Here is a 19,283-nt window from a genome sequence, read left to right as displayed (position 1 = left end):
TCTACCGTCCCGTTCCTGCGTGCACGACGGCTTCTTCGTCGCCGCCGAGCTCGAATGCATCGTGGATCGCCTTCACGGCCTTGTCCAGCTCCACATCCTTGACGAGCACCGAGATGCGGATCTCGGACGTCGAGATGAGGTCGATGTTGACACCGGCCTTTGCGAGAGCCTCACAGAACGTCGCGGTGACGCCCGGGTGGCTCTTCATGCCGGCGCCGACGAGCGACACCTTGCCGATGTGGTCGTCGAACAGCACCTGCGTGAAGCCGATGTCGCCCTGCAGCTTGGTCAGCTTCTCGACGGCGCGCGGGCCGTCGGCGGTGGGCAGGGTGAACGTGATGTCGGTCTTGCCGGTCTCGACCTTCGAGATGTTCTGCAGCACCATGTCGATGTTGATCTCCGCCTCGGCCACCGCGCGGAAGACCTGCGCGGCGTAACCCGGGGTGTCGGGCAGGCCGACGACGGTGATCTTGGACTCGCCGCGATCGTGCGCGACTCCGGTGATGATTGCCTCTTCCACGGGGATGTCCTCCATCGATCCGGACACGATGGTGCCCGGCTTGGTCGTGTATGACGAACGGACGTGCACAGGCACGTTGTATCGGCGGGCGTACTCGACGCAGCGGAGCATGAGCACCTTCGCGCCGCACGCCGCGAGCTCGAGCATCTCCTCGAACGACACCGTCTCGAGACGCTGCGCGTCGGGAACGATGCGCGGGTCGGCGGTGAAGATGCCGTCGACGTCGGTGTAGATCTCGCAGACGTCGGCCTCGAGGGCCGCTGCGAGGGCCACCGCGGTGGTGTCCGAACCGCCGCGCCCGAGGGTCGTCACGTCCTTGCTGTCCTGGCTGACGCCCTGGAACCCGGCGACGAGGACGATCGAGCCCTCGTCRAGCGCATCCCGGACGCGGCCCGGTGTGACGTCGATGATCTTGGCGTTGCCGTGAGCACCGGTGGTGATGACGCCCGCCTGGGAGCCCGTGAACGAACGGGCCTCCGCACCGAGCGAATGAATTGCCATCGCGACGAGAGAATTGGAAATGCGCTCACCGGAGGTCAGCAGCATGTCCATTTCGCGGGCGGGTGGGGCTGGGCACACCTGCTGAGCCAGATCGAGCAGCTCATCAGTAGTGTCCCCCATCGCTGAAACCACGACGACGACATCGTTGCCGGCCTTCTTGGTCTCGACGATCCGTTCAGCCACTCGTCGGATTCTCTCGGCGGTTGCCACCGAGGATCCGCCGTACTTCTGGACGACGAGAGCCACGCGTTTCTACCTCCAGGTCGATGAATCTGTACTGGTCCAGCTGTCGAGCTTACCGGCGGAGTCCAATCTGATCCCGGGTGAGTCCGTTCGGACGCCTATCCGAACGCCGTGTTCACGGCGTCCGCGACCCTCCCCACGGCCGCGCAGTTCGGCCCGTGAACAGTGACGACTGCACCCGCGTGACCGAGCCTGCGGGTGAACTCGTCGACGCCCGCTCCGGGCCGTGTGATGTCGATCGGCTCGCCCATCGGGCTCGTCCACCGGCATCGGTCGCCGACCCTCTCCGGCTCGGCGGGAACGGGTGGTCGGTTCTCCTTGACCGGCGACATCGTGAACGACACGGTCACCTCACTCCCGGGCACCCGATTCGGGTTCGGAAACAGCACGCAGTCGAACGGGGTGGGCGGCGATTCCGGGTCGACGACGCGTCCGCCCGCCGTGGTTCCCAGCACGTCGAGTACTTCACACGGGTCGTGGACCGCGAGCGCCACTTGATGCGCGGACGAGGCGTCACGAGTGGGCAGTCCCGACCGCATCCTGTCGATCGCCGAGTCCAGCACCGCGTCGGCGAGCGGGCAGGCGTCCTGGCCGGCGACGGTTCCGGCGCGGACGGTGGCCAGCTGCCGTTCCACCTGTTCCTGGTCGATTCCGAGGTTCAGCCGGAAGACGCGCTCACACGTCCCGCGGGTCGGGTCGGCGCCCGCACCGCGGTAGACGGTCACCCCGTCGACCGTCTCCGGCCGGGTCAGCGCCGCGTCGGACAGCATCGACGGCAGCAGGGACAACTCCACGTAGGTGGTCGCGCCGCCGGGCCCGGCCATCAACGCCGAACACACCGGCAGTTGCACGGCGGACCCGTACTGCTCGACCGTCCCCGCACCCCGCACCACGGCCACGTCGAGCAGTCCGCACGGATCGGCGTCGCGGAGCGCGTCCTCGACGTGGATGTGCCGTTGCTGCGCGGGGCTCAGTTCCTGCAGCGGAGAAGCCCCCGCAGTCCCCGACACGCTGTGCGCGCACCCGGACGTGATCACGGCGCACAGGAGCGCCGCGGCAACTTTCTTCACTCGATCCCCCTCGAATCGGCACGAACACTACCGGCGACTCGGGATTATCGGAGGGAGGAAGGGACGCCGTGAACCAGACCGATCATCTCGGGAACGAGCAGCCAGATCGGATCGCTCGCCTGTGACCCCTGATCAACTGGTCTTCACGAAGGGCGGGATCTCGAACGTTCCGTCGAACACCTCCGGCTTGGGGCTGTACATCCGGAGCAGCGGCCGGAACCCGACTGCCGGTGTCGGCAGCCAGTTGGCGCGTGCCACCGGATCGGCCGGGGCGTCCGCGCTGAGCGTGATGGTCAGCGAACCGTCGTCCGCGAACACCAGTCCCGGCGTGCGGTCACCGATCGAGTAGCGGTCGATCGGATTGTCGACGAGGTAGAAGTCCGGGAGGTCGTACATGGTGATCGACCAGAACGCGTCGACCGGTGGGGTCGGCGCGAACGTGAGTGTGTAGGTGTGCTCGCCGGACAGTTCGTTGCCTTCGCTGTCGTGGTAGATCGGCGCATATGCGGCCTCGTAACCGTGGTTTCCCCACAGCCCCGCCATCGCGGCGCCGGCCCGCAGTCCCAGCGCCTTCGAGCGGTCCTCGATCCGCCAGTCGGGTGAGTCGAGGGTGCCGATCTCGAAGAAGTCGTCGTTGTAGTCGAAGGCGTGGTACATCAACTGCCAGCCGTTGACCACCTCGCTTCCTGCACCCGATTTCAGTGCGGCGACCAGTGACTGGTGCCCGGCCTCGGCACCGGCCGTGAGCACGGCCGCGAGGTCCGGCGGCGCTTCGAGGTACGGCGACGGCCCGGTCTCGAGCAACCCGAGCGGGGCGAACGCCTGTTGTGCGACGAGGTCCTGCGCGGCGGGTGGGTACGCCTGCGAGTACACCCGCAGCTTCTCCCAGAACTGAAGTTCCACGGGGACGTTCGGGTCGGGGACCGGCAGGCCCTCCGCCGGTTCCTGCTCGCCGACGGGTTCCAACGTGAGGGCCGACTGCAGTCGCTTCACCCGCTCCAGGTCGGCCTCGCCGTCGCAGGCCCACCGGCCGATGACGGTGCCCACCGCGGTGGGAAACGCGATCTGCGTCGCGCCGTCGGGGACCTCACCGGACCACCCGGGACCGGTCAACAGGTAACGGCCGGCCGCCGTTCCCGTCGCACGTTTGCCGACGTACGCGAAGTTGTCGGTCCACGCATCGACGAATTGCAGCACGTAGTACGCCCCACCGGCGTCGGGGACTCGCAGCAACTGCGGTCCGTGGCCGAGATCGATCTGGGCGATCGAATAGATGGTGTCGTTGTTGACCGAGACGAACGTGTCCTGCGGCCCGGCGAGTGTGCGGGCGTGGCTGAATTTGTTGAAGGGTCCCGCGTCGAGGCTCCCCATCCCCTCCGACACGAAGCGGTTCACCTGGTCGAGGTCGAACACCAGCGGAAAACCGTACATCCACGCCTTCGCGGCGAGTTCCTGCAATCCTGTGCTCACGACTGTCTCCTGTCATGGGCGGCTCCGCCGCCCGTGCGCCTTTGTGGTAGCTGCAGCAACCACAAAGGCGCACGGGTGCGGAGCGCCTACTGTCGGTGCGGTTCTGCGAGAGCCTCTCGCACGGTCGGATAGAGGCCGACGGGGGTCGCGCCCGAACCCGAGGTTCGTATCGTGTCCCGGAACTGCCCGATGTCCCGCGCCACACGTAGCTCTATTCCCCGGCGCGCGAGCACATCCCGTAACTGCACGAGCATCTGAGCGGCACTGACGTCGACGAACGGCGACGTCTCGGCGTCGAGGACCACCACTCGCGTGTCGTCGGTGCACATGTCCTCGATGCGGTCCTTGACGTGATCGGCGTTCGCGAAGAACAGTCCCGCCTCGACGCGCACCACGACCACGTGCGGTGTGGTCGGGAGGTCGGGGTGACGCTCGGCGTCCACCCACAGCGACCCTTCCTTCGCGAGCGCCGCGACGTGGGGACGCGACGCCCGGTAGAGCAGCAGCAGCATCGACACGCCGATGCCGATGACGAGTCCGGGCAGGGTGTCGAACAGGAGCACGCCCACCATCGCGGCGAGGGCGGCCGCGAAATCGGCTCGCGCGGCGTATCCGTAGATGCTGCCGAGCCTTTCGGTCCACACCCCGTAGAGCCGGCGCAGCGCGGAGATGTCGACGAGTTCGATGACGGCGGCGATGACCACCGCGGCGAGCGTCGCCTCGGGGAGTTTCTCGAACAGTCCGGTGAGGAACAGCAGGGTCACCACGGTGAGGACCGCGACGACGAGACCGCTGACCTGCGATTTGGCGCCGGCCCCGCCGTTGACCGCCGTCTTGGAGAGGCTGCCGTTCACCACCATCCCCGAGCACAGCCCGGAGCCGAGATTGGCTGTTCCGAGGCCGAGGAGTTCCCGGTTGGCGTCCACCTCGTAGCCCTCTTTCGCGGCGTATGTCTTCGCGGCACCGAGCCCTTCCGCGAACCCGATGAGCAGCACGCCCACTGCGGGGCCGAGAAGGTCGATGTAGTCGTCGAAGCCGACACCGTCCGGCAGTCCCACCGACGGCAGACCGGAGTCGATGTGACCAACGATGTCGACACCTCGACCGTCCAAACCGAACACGGCGACCGCGGCGATACCGAGGAGGACGGCCAGCAGCGAACCGGGGACGAGCGGCAGCCACCGTGTGAATCCGAGAACCACGACGAGACTGAGCACACCGACGACGAGTGTGCCCCAGTCGATGTCGCCCAGGTGGCTGACGACTCCCCAGGCCTGTTCGAAGAAATTGCCGTGCTCCTTCTCCACGCCGAGGAGGGCAGGAACCTGCCCGATGATGATGGTCAGAGCCAGCCCGACGATGAAGCCCTTCAGCACCGGCTCCGAGATGAACGACGCGATGAAGCCCAGACGGAGGAGCCCCGCGAGCAGCCCGGCGATGCCGGTGGCAATCGCCAGCACTGCTGTCAGGGCCGCGTACTTGCCGCCGTCCGCCCCGGCGAGCGGCGCGACGATGGCAGCCGACAGGGCGGCCGTCGCCGACATCGGCCCCACCACCAGATGCCGGGAACTGCCGGCCGCCGCGTAAAGGATCAGGGCGGGTATCGCCGCGTACAGACCGACGACAGGGGGGACTCCCGCGATGGTCGCGTAGGCCAGGGCCTCCGGTACCAGCACGGCCCACACGGTCAGGCCCGCGATCACGTCGGGCCTGACCCATCCTTTTTGATACTCCTGCAGCGAGCCGAACACCGGCCAGGTGCCGGTCGCGGAACTCACCACGTCGTCATCGTCCTAGTCCCTGGCGGTGTCCCAGGTGGTGACCGCCCAGATCACGACGACGTCGAGCGCGATGATCAGAATCGACCACAGCGGGTAGTACGGCAGCCAGAGGAAGTTCGCGAGGATCGACAGCGCGGCGATGCAGACGGCCACGACACGGGCCCAGGTGGCGCCCGTCATGAGGCCGATCGCGCTGATGACCAGAACGACGCCCAGAACGATGTGGATCCATCCCCACGCGGTGGTGTCGAACTGGTAGGTGTACTCGACGCCGATGACCAGCAGGTCGTCGGAGGCGACGGCGGCGATGCCCTGGAAGAACGAGATCACGCCGACGGTCAGCAGCAATATCGCCGCTGCCAGCGACGTTCCCGCGGCAAAGCCCTGTTTGACAGGGCTGGTGGTCCTGGACTCCGGATGTGTCGTCATGTCCATGCCCTTCTCGAAAGGATGTGCTCGAACAGTGGAATCCTGCGGCTTCGCGATGGCATCGGCATCATCCGCGCCGGGTGATCCTCATCTGCAACGGATGATGTGTCGTCGTCGGCCGGGTGCAACAGTCGATTCGGGGCACCCCGGTTGGCCGATTGTTGCGAAGGGACACGCGATGACCGATCCGCAGGACGTATCCGGCGCGGCGCCGGATTCTCAGTGGTCGATGCCGCGGGGCCTGATCGTGATCCTCGGCCTGGCCGCGCTCGTCGTCACCGTGGCGGGGATCCAGGTGGCCGCGTCGATAGTCGGCCCGATCTTCCTCGCGCTCATGCTGACCGTCGCGGTTCACCCGCTGCCCGAATGGCTTCACCGAAAAGGTCTCCCGACCTGGCTCGCCACGATCGCAGCGATCCTGGTCGTCAACAGCATCATTCTCGTCCTCGTGCTGTCGCTGGCCCTGTCGGTCGCCCAGCTCGCCACGCTCCTACCGGAGTACGCGGACGACTTCACCGCCCTCATCGATGACGCCCAGAGCTTCCTGAACAGCAACGGCGTGAACTCGACCGATTCCCAGACCCTGCTCTCCCAGGTGGATTACGGCAAGGTCTTCGGCTTCGTGGAGGCGATCCTGCAGTCAATGCTGGGTGTCTTCTCGAATCTGCTGTTCGTCCTCGCCCTTCTGCTGTTCATGGCCGTCGACGGAAGTTCCTACGGTGCGCGGATGCGGATCGTCACGCAGATGCGTCCCGACATCGCCACCGCTCTCACGTCGTTCTCGGCCGGGACCCGCACGTACCTGATCGTGTCCACGGTGTTCGGGCTGATCGTCGCCGTCATCGACACCGGGGCACTGTGGGCGCTGGGAATTCCGCTGCCGATCCTGTGGGGACTGCTGTCGTTCATCACCAACTACATCCCGAACGTCGGGTTCATCCTAGGGCTGGTTCCGCCGGCCCTGCTCGCACTGCTCCAGGGCGGTCCGGGACTGATGCTGACGGTCATCGTCGTGTACAGCGTCATCAACGTCATCATCCAGTCGGTGATCCAGCCGAAGTTCGTCGGTGACGCGGTGGGCCTGTCCGTGACGTTCACGTTCCTGTCGTTGGTGTTCTGGGCGTGGATCCTCGGGCCGCTCGGCGCGATCCTGGCAATCCCGTTGTCGTTGATGGCGAAGGCGCTGCTGATCGACATCGACCCGTCCACGCGTTGGGTGAACACGATTCTCAGCAGCGCTCCCACTCCCCCTGCRCCGGTTCCTGCCCCCTCCCCACCGCGACACGAGAAGGAAGAATCATGACACCCGATTTTTCGGACACCACCGATTTCGAGGACGCCGACCGCGGTTTCGTCGACCGTCTCGACCCCTGCACCGTCACGAGTGGGGACGGTCGCGTGGTGTGGGACATGCAGGAGTATTCGTTCCTGAACGGTGACTGTCCGGACACCGCCGACCCGAGCCTGTGGCGTCAGTCGCAACTGTGCGCGAAGAACGGTCTGTACGAAGTCACCGAGGGCATCTACCAGCTACGCGGAATCGACCTGTCCAACATGACGATCGTCGAGGGCGAGACGGGTGTCCTGGTGATCGACCCGCTGATCTCGCAGGAAACGGCGGCCGCCGCGCTTGCGCTGTACCGGAAGAACCGTGGCGACCGGCCCGTCACCGGAGTCATCTATACGCACTCCCACATCGATCACTTCGGTGGTGTCGTCGGCGTTCTCCCGGACGGTCGCGGCGACGTCCCGATCCTCGCCCCCGAAGGTTTCCTCGAACACGCGGTCTCCGAGAACGTCTATGCCGGAACGGCAATGGGCCGGCGCGCCACCTACATGTACGGACCGCTGCTCCCCAAGGGCGCGCGCGGGCACCTCGGGGCGGGGCTCGGAACGAACACCTCGGCGGGTCGACCCGGACTGATCCCACCGACCGTCGACATCACCCACACCGGCCAGGAGGAGACCGTCGACGCCATCCGGATCGTCTTCCAGGTGACGCCGGGAACGGAGGCGCCCGCCGAGATGAACTTCCTGTTCCCCGACCACCGGGCACTGTGCATGGCGGAGAACGCCACCCACAATCTGCACAATCTCCTCACGCTGCGGGGCGCGCTGGTCCGGGACCCCCGCGCCTGGTCGCGGTACCTCGACCAGGCGATCGAGATGTTCGACGGCGGCTACGACGTCGCGTTCGCCTCCCACCACTGGCCGACGTGGGGTCGCGACCGGGTGGTGACATTCCTGTCGCAGCAGCGCGACCTGTACCAGTACCTGCACGACCAGACCCTGCGGATGCTCAACACCGGGATGACGGGAATCGAAATCGCGGAGGACTTCCCACTACCGCCTGCCCTCGAATCCGCCTGGCACGCACGTGGTTACTACGGCTCGGTGAGCCACAACGTGAAGGCGATCTACCAGCGGTACATGGGCTGGTTCGACGGCAACCCGACGTCGCTGTGGCAGCACCCACCGGAGAACGCGGCCACGCGGTACGTCGAATGCATGGGCGGTCAGGACGAGGTCCGGGCCAAGGCTCAACGGTATTTCGACGACGGCGACTTCCGGTTCGCCGCCGAACTCTCGAAGCATGCGGTGTTCGCCGACCCGTCGGACAGCGACGCGAAAGAACTGCTCGCCCGCACGTACGAACAACTCGGGTTCGGTGCGGAGAACGCGACGTGGCGCAACTTCTACCTCACGGGTGCACTCGAACTGCGCGGCGGCATCGTCGCCCCGCCGCTCAGCGACCTCGGCGCGGACATGCTGAGCGCACTCACGATCGAGCAGATCTTCGACTCCGTCGCCCTCCGCATCAACGGCCCACGTGCCTGGGACAAGTCCCTCGTCGCGGAGTGGCACTTCACCGAACCCGAAGCGCACTACCGGACGACGCTGTCCAACGGTGCGCTCATCCAGACGGTCGCGCCGAGGACCACGACGCAACCGGACGTCTCACTGACCCTGACGAAGATGCAGTTGCTCGGACTGTTCGCCGGCAAGGGACTGGAGGGCATCGAGGTGACGGGTGACCCGTCGAAGCTCCTTGTCCTCACGGAACTCCTCGACGCACCCGACAGCGCGTTCCCGATCGTCACGCCGTAGGCGCTTCGCGCCCGTGCGCCTTTTTGGTAGCTGGGACAACCAGAAAGGCGCACGGGCGGCGAAGCCGCCTACCCGTCTGTGATGAGCGCCCACAGGCCCCGGGGCCCGCCGATCTGTGGCGAAGACCTGGTCGAGCACGCGTGCGAACTCCCGCATCTCGGTGTCGGTTGCCGGTCCGGTCATCAGCGCATCCCCAATCCCCGCGCGATGACACCGCGCAGAATCTCACTCGTACCGCCTCGCAGGGTGAACCCGGGGCGCTGCATCACGCCGGCACGGACCAGTTCGGCGAACCGTTCGCTGCCTGCCTCCGGTTCGCCGGGCAGTTCCTCGACGAGGTCCGCGATATCACCTTCGGCCTTCGTGCCGAGGACCTTCACCACGGAAGCACCGAGTTCGGCGTCGTCACCACGCCCCAGTGCCTCCGACACCGCACGGGACATGTGATGGAGTCCGAAGGTCCGGGCGACGAGCGCTCCGATGCGGGCATCGGCCGGTTGCCGTCCCTCCCCGATTTCCTCGGCCATCGCGGCGAGGATCGGGAACGTGGACATGAACCGTTCCGGGCCACTGCGTTCGAACCCGAGTTCGGACGTGACCTGCTTCCAGCCTTCGCCGATGCGGCCGAGCACCAACTCGTCCGGCACGAACACGTCGTCGAGGATCACCTCGTTGAAATGGTGGTCGCCCGACATCGACAGGAGGTGGGCGCCGGACGTCCACAATTTGGTCCCGGTGATCCGCCAGCCGCCGTCGGCCCGGACCGCTTTCGTGCGGACGCTCGCGAGGTCGGAGCCCGATTCCGGTTTCGCTCATTCCGATCGCCCAGCTGATCTCGCCGCCCGCGATTCCGGGGAGGAACCGCTGCTTTTGTTCCTCGGTGCCGTAGGTGAGCAGCGACGGTGCGGCCTGCCGGTCCGCGACCCACGGTGCGGCGACGGGCGCGCCGACGGCCGGCAGTTCTTCGGTGACGACGAACCGCTCCATCAACGTGCGGCCCTGCCCTCCGTACTCCGCCGGGATCGTCATGCCCAGCCAGCCGCGGGCTGCGAGGGCCTCCGTGAAGTCCGGATTCCACCGGGTGAGCCACGTGTCCACACCGGGTGTGAACACGCCGGCGTCGATCTGCTCGCGCAGGAACGTTCGCACCTCGGCCCGCAACGCGTCGAGTTCATGATCGGGTGGGCCCGCGGCCGGCACCACTTGTGTGTGCATGCTGTCTACTTCCGTCGACGAGTGTGTCGAATGCTTCCGCAGGCTCACGCCTGCAACGCGGCTTCGGCCAATTTTCTCAGGTCCCCGCGGAGTGACGGACTCCGAATCGGGTGCACGATCGCGATGACGAGGTAGTCCGAACACCATCACGACAGCGTGGCGTTCCCGTTCGGTAAAACACGTTCACCCACACAAAACAACGCATTCTCGCTAAAATCGTCGCACCGGCCCACTGCGTCGGGGATTGGCGTTTGTCGAAGATCGTTTCTCGGTGCAGCGAGAATTGGGGGTCGGCGTGACGGCAGCACCTCTCGGCGAATTTCATCTGAGCACTCGAATACCTACGAGTGCAGGGGGTCGGACGGTTACCCGGACCCGCTTGCACACCATGCTCACCGAAGCGCTCACCGACGACGCCCATCCATGCCCGGTGGCGCTCGTCTGCGCACCGGCCGGGTCGGGAAAGACGCGGGCCGTGGCCGACTGGGCGCGGGAACTGCTCGCCGCGGGCGACGCTCCGACCATTGCGTGGCTCACGATCGAGGAGCGGCACAACGACCTCGACGTCGTCCACCGGGCGATCCTTCGCTCACTCACCGACACCGGGAATCCTCGTGTGCAGAAGGCATGCGCCGGGCTCGATTCCGAGGCACCGGACCTCGGCGCGCAGTTGTCGGCCGCGTTGCACGAACTCGGCGAGAACATCTGGATGGTCATCGACGACGCCCACCTCCTTCGCGACACCGACGTACTCACCGACCTCGAGTCGTTCATGCGCTGGCAACCTCCGATGCTGCGAACGGTCATCATCGGGCGGTTCGAGCCGCCGCTGGCATTGCAGCGACTTCGCCTGGACGGCAAGCTGTTCACGCTCACGGCCAAGAATCTCGCCTTCACGTCCGACGAGGCGGCCGAGATGCTCGACGAGCACGACGTCGTGCTGAGCGCGGACGATCTCGACGCGCTGATGGATCGCACGGAGGGCTGGGCTGCCGGAATTCGTTTGGCGGGAATGTCTTTGGAAGGACATCCGGATCCGAGCCGGTTGATCGCCGAGTTCACGGGCGACCGCCGGGCCGTTGCCGACTATCTCATCGAGGAGGTCCTCGCCGGCCAGACCGACGAGATGCGCGAGTTCCTCCTGCGCACGTCCGTCCCGGCCTCGTTCACCGTCGAACTCGCAGAGAAGCTCACCGGCTGCACGGATGCGCACGGCAACATCGACTGGCTCGAGCACCACAATTTTCTGATCAGCCGAATCACGGACAGCCCCACCCACTATCGCTACCACCCGCTGCTGCGGAGTTATCTGCGGGCGGAGATCAGCCGGATCGGGCACGTCGAAGTCGAGCATCTCGAATTGACGGCCGCCCACTGGCACGACGAATTCGGGGACGCGCTGCTCGCACTCGAACACGCGGTGAACTCCGGTGATCACGACGAGATCGTGGCGCTGCTCGCCCGGACTTCGCTGGCCCTGATCGTCGGAGGTCATGGAGAGGCCGTCGACCGGCTCCTCACCCGGGCCCCCCGATCTTCGCAGGACCACCCGTCGGCGCGACTCATCCGCGCCGCCGCGGCGCTCGCATCGGGCAACATCCCGGTGGCCACGTCCACCCTCGAGCTTCTCGACCGCAGGCGGTCGGGGTTGCTGGTGGACGGTGCCGCCGAGTCCCGGTTACACCTGCTGCTCCGCGAATCGCTCCGAGTGCAGACAGCGATCGGCACCGGCGACATCGAGACCGCCCTGAACCGGCTGCGCAATGTCGGTGTCGGATCGAGCGGCGATCCCGACCTCGACGCGTTCGTCCTGCTCCAGGAAGGGCGCGCGCTGCTGTTCCTCGGGCGGAACGACGAGTCGGAGGTCGTGCTCGGGAAGTCACTGGCCCACGCTCGACTCGGCGATGCGCCGCTGGGCGTCATGTACTGCCTGGGAACTCTCGGCGGCGTCGCGATGTCGCGGGGAGACGTGGTGCGGGCGTCCGCACTGGCCGACGAGGCACTGGCGATCGGCCGGACCCATTCCGCAACGGGCGATCCGACATTCCAGCTGGCGAAGCTCATCGACTCCTGGTGCCGCTACATTCGGATGGACCCCGATGCCGCACGTCTCGCCGCCGAGTCCGCCGAGGCGCTGCGTCGCGCAAATACCGAAACGGCGGGTTTCGCCGACGGCGCCGCCACCCTGTTCGGTCTCGACGAGACCGGAAACCGGCACAGTTCGGTGACGACGCTGCACGCGGAGAGCCCCGTGTCGTCCTCGTTGCCGGTTCCGCCCGGCATCCGGGCGGTGTTGCTGCCTGCCATCCAGTACGCCTATCTGTTCGCCGGCGAGACGGGGTGGGCGCACGAGCTGGCGTCCGAGACGCATGCCCTTCTCGGACCCACCGGCGACACAGCCGTCGTCGAGGCGATCGTCCATCTGCACCTCCATCGCCTCGACCTGGCACGTAAGACACTCCAACCCGTCCTGGACGGTGAACTGGAGTGCGCGGCGGGAACCAACCTGATCGCGGCATGGCTCGTCGACGCGTCGATCGCGCTTGCCCGCAAACATGATTCACGAGCCCACAGCGCGCTCACCGAGGCGTTGCGTCTCGCCGAACCGCAGTCGGCGTTGCGCCCGTTCCACGACTGCGGACCGCAGATCCGGGAACTACTCGTGCGGAGCACCGGCCGGTTCGGTGTCCTCGAACCCTTCGCGGAGAGGCTCCGAGCGTCGTTCCCGCGGTCGGAAAGTGCTGCGTCCGACATGTTGACTCCCCGCGAACTGGAACTCCTCGTGGAACTTCCGTCGTGGCGGACCGCCGAGCAGATCGCCGCAGATCTGTGCGTGTCGGTGAACACCGTGAAGACCCACCTGCGCGGGATCTACCGCAAACTCGGCGTCACCTCCCGCCGCGACGCCATCGCCGCCGCGCAACACAACGGCTTGCTCTGAGCCGGTTCACCACTTGCGGGTGAGGCGCGTTGCCGTTTCGTCGGTCACCCTGAAATCTACGGCTGACCGAGTTCTGGAACGACGATGCGAATGAAGGAGCCCGCCGTGGTGCGTCCTGAATCGAACTGGCCCGGCAAGGTCAGGTACGCCTTCCTGATCAGCGGCGCCCTGTCCGATCGGGTGCTGGCCGCGTTCCCCGAGTTGGACGTCTCGGACGTCACGACCGGTGACACCACGCTCTACGGCCCGGTCGACAGCCCGACAGATCTCCGGGGCATGCTGGCACGCTTCGACGCGCTGGGACTGACCGTCATCGAGATGCGGCGGCTACCGGACTGACCCGGCGTCGGGGTTCAATGGATGGAGGGCCCAGGGAGGCGGTGAAGCCGATGTGAGCGGCGAGTTCGAACCGGGCACGGTGTTTGCCGGCTACGTGATCGAACGGGTTCTGGGACGAGGCGGCATGGGTACCGTCTACCTCGCCCAGCATCCCAACCTGCCGCGCAAGATCGCCCTCAAACTGCTCGACACGTCGTGGACGAACGACGACTACGTCCGGTCACGTTTCGAATCGGAAGCAGACCACGCCGCGCATCTCGATCATCCCAACATCGTCACCGTCCACGACCGCGGCCGCGAAGGCGGCAGGTTGTGGATCGCGATGCAGTACGTTCCCGGCAGCGACGCCAGGAAAGCGCTCGGCTCCGGCGCCCTGGACGTCGAACGCGCCGTGCACATCGTCAGCGAGACAGGGAAGGCACTCGACCACGCCCACGAGGCCGGGATTCTGCACCGCGACGTGAAGCCGGCGAACATCCTGCTCGCGCCGGGCGACCCCGAACGGGTCCTGCTCACCGATTTCGGCACCGCCAAGGCCCTGGACGAAACACATCAGCTGACCCGCACCGGGATGTTGGTGGCGACCCTGCACTACGCCGCGCCCGAGCAGATCGAGGGCGAGAAACTCGACCATCGCGTCGACATCTACGCGTTGGGCTGCACCTTCTTCCACCTGCTCACCAACGAACCGCCGTACCCCGGCAACACCGCGTCCTCGGTGATGCACGGCCATCTGAACGGACCGATTCCCCAGCCGAGCGTGGTGCGCCCCGGGCTGCCCACCGGTGTCGATGCGGTCGTCGCGCGCGCCATGGCCAAGAACCGCGAAGATCGCTACTCGACCTGTCGTGAGTTCAGCGACGCCGTCCGCGCGATCGAGTGGACCGGGCCCGGCCACGTGACCCGGCCTGCTGCCCTGGCCGACCCCGCCTCGACCACCCGCGCGAGCGGCCCGGACGTGACCCGTCCCGACACGGTGCCGGGTGCGGCGCCCACGAAACCGACAACGGTCGGGGGGCGGCGGACGCGCCGGGTGCTCGCCGCGCTGCTGGCCGGCGTCCTCGTCCTCGTCGTCGCGGCCGTCGCCTATGTCGCCTGGCCGGGAGAGGAGTCGACGAGCGCACAGGTCGAGCTCCCGCTGACCGGTCTACAGGGTCCGGCCGGGCTCACGGTCTCGGGCACCGGAGACCTGTACATCGCCGACAGCGCGGCCAAACAGGTCCTGAAAGTGAGCGCCGGGACGTACGAGCAGACAGTTCTTCCCTTCACGGGACTCGAGGTTCCGCAGGGAGTCGCGGTCAGTGCGTCCGGCGACGTGTACGTCTCCGATCTGGTGACCAACACGGTGACGATGCTGCACGGCAGCACCCAGGTGCCGCTGCCGTTCGCCGGTCTCGACCAGCCGTTCGGAATTGCACTCGGGCCGGACGCCACGCTGTATGTCGCCGATACCCTGAACAATCGGGTGATGTCGCTGCACGACGTCACCGCGGCTCCCGTCGCGGTGCCGCTGACGGTAATCGGCCCGTTCGCCGTCGCCGTCAGTGAACACGGGGATCTCTACGTCGGCACGCCCAACAAGGTTCTCGCGTGGAACGCCGCCACCCATGCCCAGAGCTATCTGCCGTTCACCGACCTCCAGAGCGTCGGTGGTGTCGCGGTCGACGACGAGGGAACCGTGTACGCCATCGATCAGAACCACAATCGCGTTCTGCGGCTGGCCGCTGGTTCGGACGAGCAGGAGGTTCTCCCGTTCTCCGGGCTGGACCAGCCGGAGGGGATCGCCGTGTCGAGCCGAGGCGACGTGTACGTCGCGGACACCGACAACAGCAGAGTGGTCATGCTGCCCGCCGGAAGCTGACCGCTCGCCCTCAGGCCTGGCGCGCCAGATCGAAGCCGAAGGATTCCGCGACGGCCTCGTCCACCCGGCCGTGGTGATTGGCGAGCAGTTCTTCACGCTCGTTCGCGGAGAGTCCACCCCAGATGCCGTACGGCTCACCGACACTGAGCGCATGCTCCCGGCACTGCACCAGCACGGGGCATCCGCGGCAGATCATCTTGGCGCGGAAGTCCCGCATCTCGCGAGCCCGGCCACGTTCGCGGTCGGGGTGGAAGAACGTGGACGACTCATAGCCGCGGCACGCGGCGTCCCTCTGCCAGTCCCACACCTCGGCGACCGGAATGGGAAGACTCAACCGATTGGACATTGCACTCCTCCAGATACTCGTGAGCCGTTGTGTGCGAGCCCGAGAACTCGTTCCCGGGCCAGATCGGCGGCGCCGACGATGCCGACGTTCGCGCCGAGTTCAGCCAGTCGCACCTCGGCGACCGGTCGGTGTGCGCGTCCGGTGAGACGGTTCTCGAACGCGGCGGCGGCGGGACCGCGCAGCAGTTCGCCCGCCTCGCACACTCCCCCGCCGATGATGAACAGGTCGGGGTCGAAGAACGCCGCGATGTCCGCCATGCCGTGCCCCAGCCAGGAACCGATCACCCGGAAACACTCGAGCGCGGCGGCGTCACCCTCCTGCGCGGCCGCGGTGATGTGCAGGCCCGTGATGGCGTCCGCCCGTCCGCCGGCGCGGGTCAGGAGGTCGGCGGCGAAACCGGGCGAGACGTTCGCCAGATCCTGCGCTTCGCGGACGAGCGCCCGCCCACTGGCGTAACGCTCCCAGCAGCCGTGGTTGCCGCAACCGCATCGGCGACCGTGCGGTTCGACGTTGAGATGCCCGAATTCCGCGGCCACACCGAACTTGCCGCGATGGAGCACGCCGTCGACGACGATGCCGCCGCCGATCCCGGTTCCGACCGTGAGCACGACGACGGTCTGCCCCGTCCGCCCGGCCCCGAAGCGCGCCTCGCCCCATGCCGCGGCGTTGGCGTCGTTCTCGACCACCGTCGGCAGTCCGCACGCCGCTTCGACCACCTCACCGAGAGGCTCGTTGCGCCAGGCCAGATTCGGGGCGAAGAGCACGGTGCTCAGGTCCGCGGCGACGAAGCCGGCCGCGCCGATGCCGACCGCCTGCACCGGGTGGGTGTCCGCCAGTTCGCGGACGAGTTCGGCGATGACGTTCTCGACACGGCGCGCATCGTGGGACGGGGTGTCACGACGCACCATCCGGTGGATGACTCCTTCGGTGTCGACCACGCCGGCTGCGATCTTCGTGCCACCCACGTCGATGCCAATTGTCAGAGCCATGTCTCGTGTCCTCTTCAAATCTGCGAGTGAGGGGTGTCACGCTGACAGTAGAGGACCTTTGGATTTTCATCAATACACACTTCCGTCTTTTCGAGAACAAAGCCTGCTCGCCTCCAAGTGGACAAGCACTGTGATCTAGGCCATAGTTCTTCCTCGTCGGTACCTGCCGACACACCCCTAACACTCGGATCGTCCGGCACGTTCCTGCCGGTGGAGGGATTCATTTCTCATGGCAACAATCACGTACGACCGCGCGACCAGGCTCTTTCCCGGCTCGGACGTCCCCGCGGTCGATCAACTCGACCTGCACATCGAGGACGGCGAGTTCCTCGTCCTCGTCGGYCCGTCCGGCTGCGGCAAATCCACCTCGCTGMGRATGCTCGCCGGACTCGAGGACGTCGACGGCGGGCAGATCCTGATCGGCGGCCGCGACGTCACGCATTCCGAACCCAAGGACCGCGACATCGCGATGGTCTTCCAGAAYTACGCSCTGTAYCCSCACATGACCGTCGCSGAGAACATGGGCTTCGCCCTCAAACTCGCGGGTACCGACAAGTCCGAAATCCGCAGGCGCGTSGGGGAAGCCGCCGACATGCTCGACCTCSGYGMCTACCTGGACCGCAAACCCAAGGCCCTCTCCGGCGGCCAGCGACAGCGGGTGGCGATGGGCCGCGCCATCGTCCGGCAACCCCAGGTGTTCCTSATGGACGAGCCGCTGTCGAACCTCGACGCGAAACTCCGGGTGCAGACCCGCACCCARATCGCCCAGCTCCAGCGCCGMCTCGGCACCACCACCGTCTACGTCACCCACGACCAGGTCGAGGCCATGACGATGGGCGACCGGGTCGCCGTCCTCAAGGGCGGCGTRCTGCAGCAGTGCGCGTCCCCYCGCGAGCTCTACCGCCGGCCCGCGAACGTCTTCGTCGCSGGATTCATGGGGTCACCGTCGATGAACCTGTTCACGCTGCCGGTAACGGACGGCGGAATCCGCCTCGGCGAGCAGGTGATTCCGGTGCCGCGGGACACCCTGTCGTCCGCCGGCTCCGAGGTGGTGTTCGGGATCCGGCCCGAGCACGTCGAACTCGCCAACGCCGGCCTCGAACTCGAGATCGACGTCGTCGAGGAACTCGGCTCCGAAGCGTTCATCTTCGGACGCACCCAGGTGGGCGGACGGCACGAACCAATCGTGGCCAGGGTCGACTGGCGAAACCCACCGGAGAAAGGCCAGACCGTGCACGTCCGCATCGACCCGACGCACGCCCACCTCTTCGCCAACACCCCCGGCGGCGCACGGCTACCGCAATAGCAGCCACGGCTGCTGAGGGCTTCGTGCCTCGCGGCATGGACTGCCAGCATCAGATTCGCACCGACGTGCTCGGACAACCGGGCGATCTCGCCGTCGGGCCGCCACCGCCGCCCGCCCCTCATCAGGCCCGAGACGGAACCGAACCGGGAACACCCGTCACCGGCCCACCCCCTCCCGAACCAGCAGAGAAGCCTCCCGACATGACCACCACCACCTCCACCGCCCGATGCGACATCGCCGTCGTCGGGGAATCCCTCATCGACATCACGATCGGTGGCGACTGCACCCGCGAACGGGTCGGCGGTAGTCCCGCTCTCCTCGCGCGGAGCCTTCGCCGGCTCGGTATCGCCACCACCCTGTTGACCACGTTCGGCGCCGACCGCCACGGCCGCACCCTCCACGACGAGCTCACCCGCTGCGGCGTCCGAGTGGTTCAGGCAGGTCATCCCGCCGCCCGCACCTCCACAGTCACCGCCCACCCCGACCGACCCGACACCGAAACCGTGGTTCTCAGCTGGGATCTCGTCCACACCGACGTCCCGTCGTGTGATCACCTGCACGTCGGCTCCATCGCCGTCGTCCGAGCACCCGGCGCCGATGACGTGGCACGACTCGTCTCCCGCCGGCACCCGGACACGACCATCAGCTACGACGTCAATGTCAGGCCCTCAGCGATGGGCCCCCGGCACATCTCGATCGCACGAATCGACGAGATGATCTCCCGCAGCGATATCGTCAAGCTGAGCGACGCGGACCTGGAATGGGTGCGGCCGGGCGAGCGCCACGGTGACGCGATGCGGTGGTTGATGTCTCGGGGCCCGGCGATCGTGGTCGTCACCCACGGCGCGGCCGGAGCCACGGGCTACACCAGGAGCGGGTCGGTGCGTGTGCGTGGCCATCGCGTCGACATCGGCGACCCGGCCGGGGTGGGTGACGCATTCATGGCCGGACTTCTGCACGCCATGACCGGGCGTGGTCTGCTTGGCCGCAACACTAGTCGGCCACTGCGGGCGATCGACCTCGACGACCTCCGAGGCATCCTGCACCACGCGAACCTCTGCGCCGCACAGGCCATCACCCCCGCCGGGATAGAGCCTCCCCACATCGACGATCTCGCGGTGGCGAGTTGATATGCATCGATTGCTTCGCCGACTTCTCCGATGC

Annotated in this window: 14 protein-coding genes and 1 pseudogene; 7 read left to right on the top strand and 8 right to left on the bottom strand. The window is 66.9% G+C overall.

Translation table 11 applies throughout. The features are described from left to right. Position 1: 1 nt before the first annotated feature. The 5 genes from AC1D1G_RS14210 to AC1D1G_RS14190 form a co-directional block, all read right to left on the bottom strand. Positions 2-1,267, bottom strand: a complete 1,266-nt coding sequence (locus AC1D1G_RS14210; protein ID WP_012691385.1) for an aspartate kinase — start codon at positions 1,265-1,267, stop codon at positions 2-4. A gap of 95 nt (positions 1,268-1,362) precedes the next feature. After that, positions 1,363-2,334 (bottom strand): hypothetical protein, encoded by a 972-nt coding sequence (locus AC1D1G_RS14205; RefSeq protein ID WP_477952576.1) that lies wholly within the window; start codon positions 2,332-2,334, stop codon positions 1,363-1,365. Positions 2,335-2,466: 132 nt separating this feature from the next. Next, positions 2,467-3,804, bottom strand: a complete 1,338-nt coding sequence (locus tag AC1D1G_RS14200) for a DUF1254 domain-containing protein (RefSeq protein ID WP_477952574.1) — start codon at positions 3,802-3,804, stop codon at positions 2,467-2,469. 86 nt (positions 3,805-3,890) lie between these two features. Then, positions 3,891-5,585, bottom strand: coding sequence for a SulP family inorganic anion transporter (locus tag AC1D1G_RS14195; protein WP_283332810.1), 1,695 nt, complete (start codon positions 5,583-5,585; stop codon positions 3,891-3,893). Positions 5,586-5,597: 12 nt separating this feature from the next. Further along, on the bottom strand, positions 5,598-6,020 hold the full coding sequence (locus AC1D1G_RS14190) for a DUF7144 family membrane protein (RefSeq protein WP_477952572.1): 423 nt from the start codon (positions 6,018-6,020) through the stop codon (positions 5,598-5,600). A 172-nt stretch (positions 6,021-6,192) separates the two neighbouring features. On the opposite strand from AC1D1G_RS14190, the gene AC1D1G_RS14185 reads away from it, so the two are divergent. Further along, positions 6,193-7,317 carry an AI-2E family transporter gene (locus AC1D1G_RS14185; protein WP_283332806.1) on the top strand — a complete coding sequence of 375 codons (1,125 nt, stop codon included), beginning with the start codon at positions 6,193-6,195 and terminating at the stop codon, positions 7,315-7,317. Further along, positions 7,314-9,122: an alkyl/aryl-sulfatase gene (locus AC1D1G_RS14180; RefSeq protein WP_477952570.1), complete on the top strand. Its 1,809-nt coding sequence runs from the start codon at positions 7,314-7,316 to the stop codon at positions 9,120-9,122. Before AC1D1G_RS14185 ends, AC1D1G_RS14180 begins: the two co-directional genes overlap by 4 nt. A gap of 182 nt (positions 9,123-9,304) precedes the next feature. Here the strand turns inward: AC1D1G_RS14180 and AC1D1G_RS14175 are convergent. Beyond that, positions 9,305-10,337, bottom strand: a pseudogene (locus AC1D1G_RS14175) (acyl-CoA dehydrogenase family protein). A 388-nt stretch (positions 10,338-10,725) separates the two neighbouring features. Between AC1D1G_RS14175 and AC1D1G_RS14170 the strand changes: the two are divergent. The 3 genes from AC1D1G_RS14170 to AC1D1G_RS14160 all read left to right on the top strand — a co-directional run bounded on the left by AC1D1G_RS14170 (position 10,726) and on the right by AC1D1G_RS14160 (position 15,478). Continuing rightward, positions 10,726-13,278: a winged helix-turn-helix domain-containing protein gene (locus AC1D1G_RS14170; RefSeq protein WP_477952568.1), complete on the top strand. Its 2,553-nt coding sequence runs from the start codon at positions 10,726-10,728 to the stop codon at positions 13,276-13,278. Between the two features lie 90 nt (positions 13,279-13,368). Further along, a complete protein-coding gene (locus AC1D1G_RS14165) occupies positions 13,369-13,617 on the top strand; it encodes a hypothetical protein (RefSeq protein ID WP_005253439.1) in 249 nt (82 codons plus the stop codon). Between the two features lie 52 nt (positions 13,618-13,669). Beyond that, on the top strand, positions 13,670-15,478 hold the full coding sequence (locus tag AC1D1G_RS14160; RefSeq protein ID WP_477952567.1) for a serine/threonine-protein kinase PknD: 1,809 nt from the start codon (positions 13,670-13,672) through the stop codon (positions 15,476-15,478). Positions 15,479-15,488: 10 nt separating this feature from the next. Here AC1D1G_RS14160 and AC1D1G_RS14155 read toward each other — a convergent pair whose 3' ends face one another. Both AC1D1G_RS14155 and AC1D1G_RS14150 read right to left on the bottom strand, forming a co-directional pair. Continuing rightward, positions 15,489-15,824 (bottom strand): WhiB family transcriptional regulator, encoded by a 336-nt coding sequence (locus AC1D1G_RS14155; protein ID WP_005253437.1) that lies wholly within the window; start codon positions 15,822-15,824, stop codon positions 15,489-15,491. Then, positions 15,809-16,813 carry an ROK family glucokinase gene (locus AC1D1G_RS14150; RefSeq protein ID WP_477952566.1) on the bottom strand — a complete coding sequence of 335 codons (1,005 nt, stop codon included), beginning with the start codon at positions 16,811-16,813 and terminating at the stop codon, positions 15,809-15,811. The genes AC1D1G_RS14155 and AC1D1G_RS14150 overlap by 16 nt, the downstream gene beginning before the upstream one ends. Positions 16,814-17,042: 229 nt before the next feature. Here AC1D1G_RS14150 and AC1D1G_RS14145 point away from each other — a divergent pair, with 229 nt between their 5' ends. Continuing rightward, positions 17,043-18,119 (top strand): ABC transporter ATP-binding protein, encoded by a 1,077-nt coding sequence (locus AC1D1G_RS14145; protein ID WP_477952564.1) that lies wholly within the window; start codon positions 17,043-17,045, stop codon positions 18,117-18,119. Between the two features lie 200 nt (positions 18,120-18,319). Continuing rightward, positions 18,320-19,249, top strand: a complete 930-nt coding sequence (locus AC1D1G_RS14140) for a PfkB family carbohydrate kinase (protein ID WP_477952562.1) — start codon at positions 18,320-18,322, stop codon at positions 19,247-19,249. Positions 19,250-19,283: the final 34 nt, after the last annotated feature.

It is taken from the genome of Rhodococcus sp. P3_B8 (assembly GCF_056402775.1).
This window is presented reverse-complemented; position numbering and strand designations above follow the sequence as displayed.

Coding starts and splice junctions, on each gene's coding strand:
- AC1D1G_RS14150 (WP_477952566.1), bottom strand. CDS start 16,813: ATGGCTCTGACAATTGGCATCGACGTGGGTGGCACGAAGATCGCAGCC.
- AC1D1G_RS14155 (WP_005253437.1), bottom strand. CDS start 15,824: ATGTCCAATCGGTTGAGTCTTCCCATTCCGGTCGCCGAGGTGTGGGAC.
- AC1D1G_RS14190 (WP_477952572.1), bottom strand. CDS start 6,020: ATGGACATGACGACACATCCGGAGTCCAGGACCACCAGCCCTGTCAAA.
- AC1D1G_RS14170 (WP_477952568.1), top strand. CDS start 10,726: ATGCTCACCGAAGCGCTCACCGACGACGCCCATCCATGCCCGGTGGCG.
- AC1D1G_RS14180 (WP_477952570.1), top strand. CDS start 7,314: ATGACACCCGATTTTTCGGACACCACCGATTTCGAGGACGCCGACCGC.
- AC1D1G_RS14140 (WP_477952562.1), top strand. CDS start 18,320: ATGACCACCACCACCTCCACCGCCCGATGCGACATCGCCGTCGTCGGG.
- AC1D1G_RS14165 (WP_005253439.1), top strand. CDS start 13,369: ATGAAGGAGCCCGCCGTGGTGCGTCCTGAATCGAACTGGCCCGGCAAG.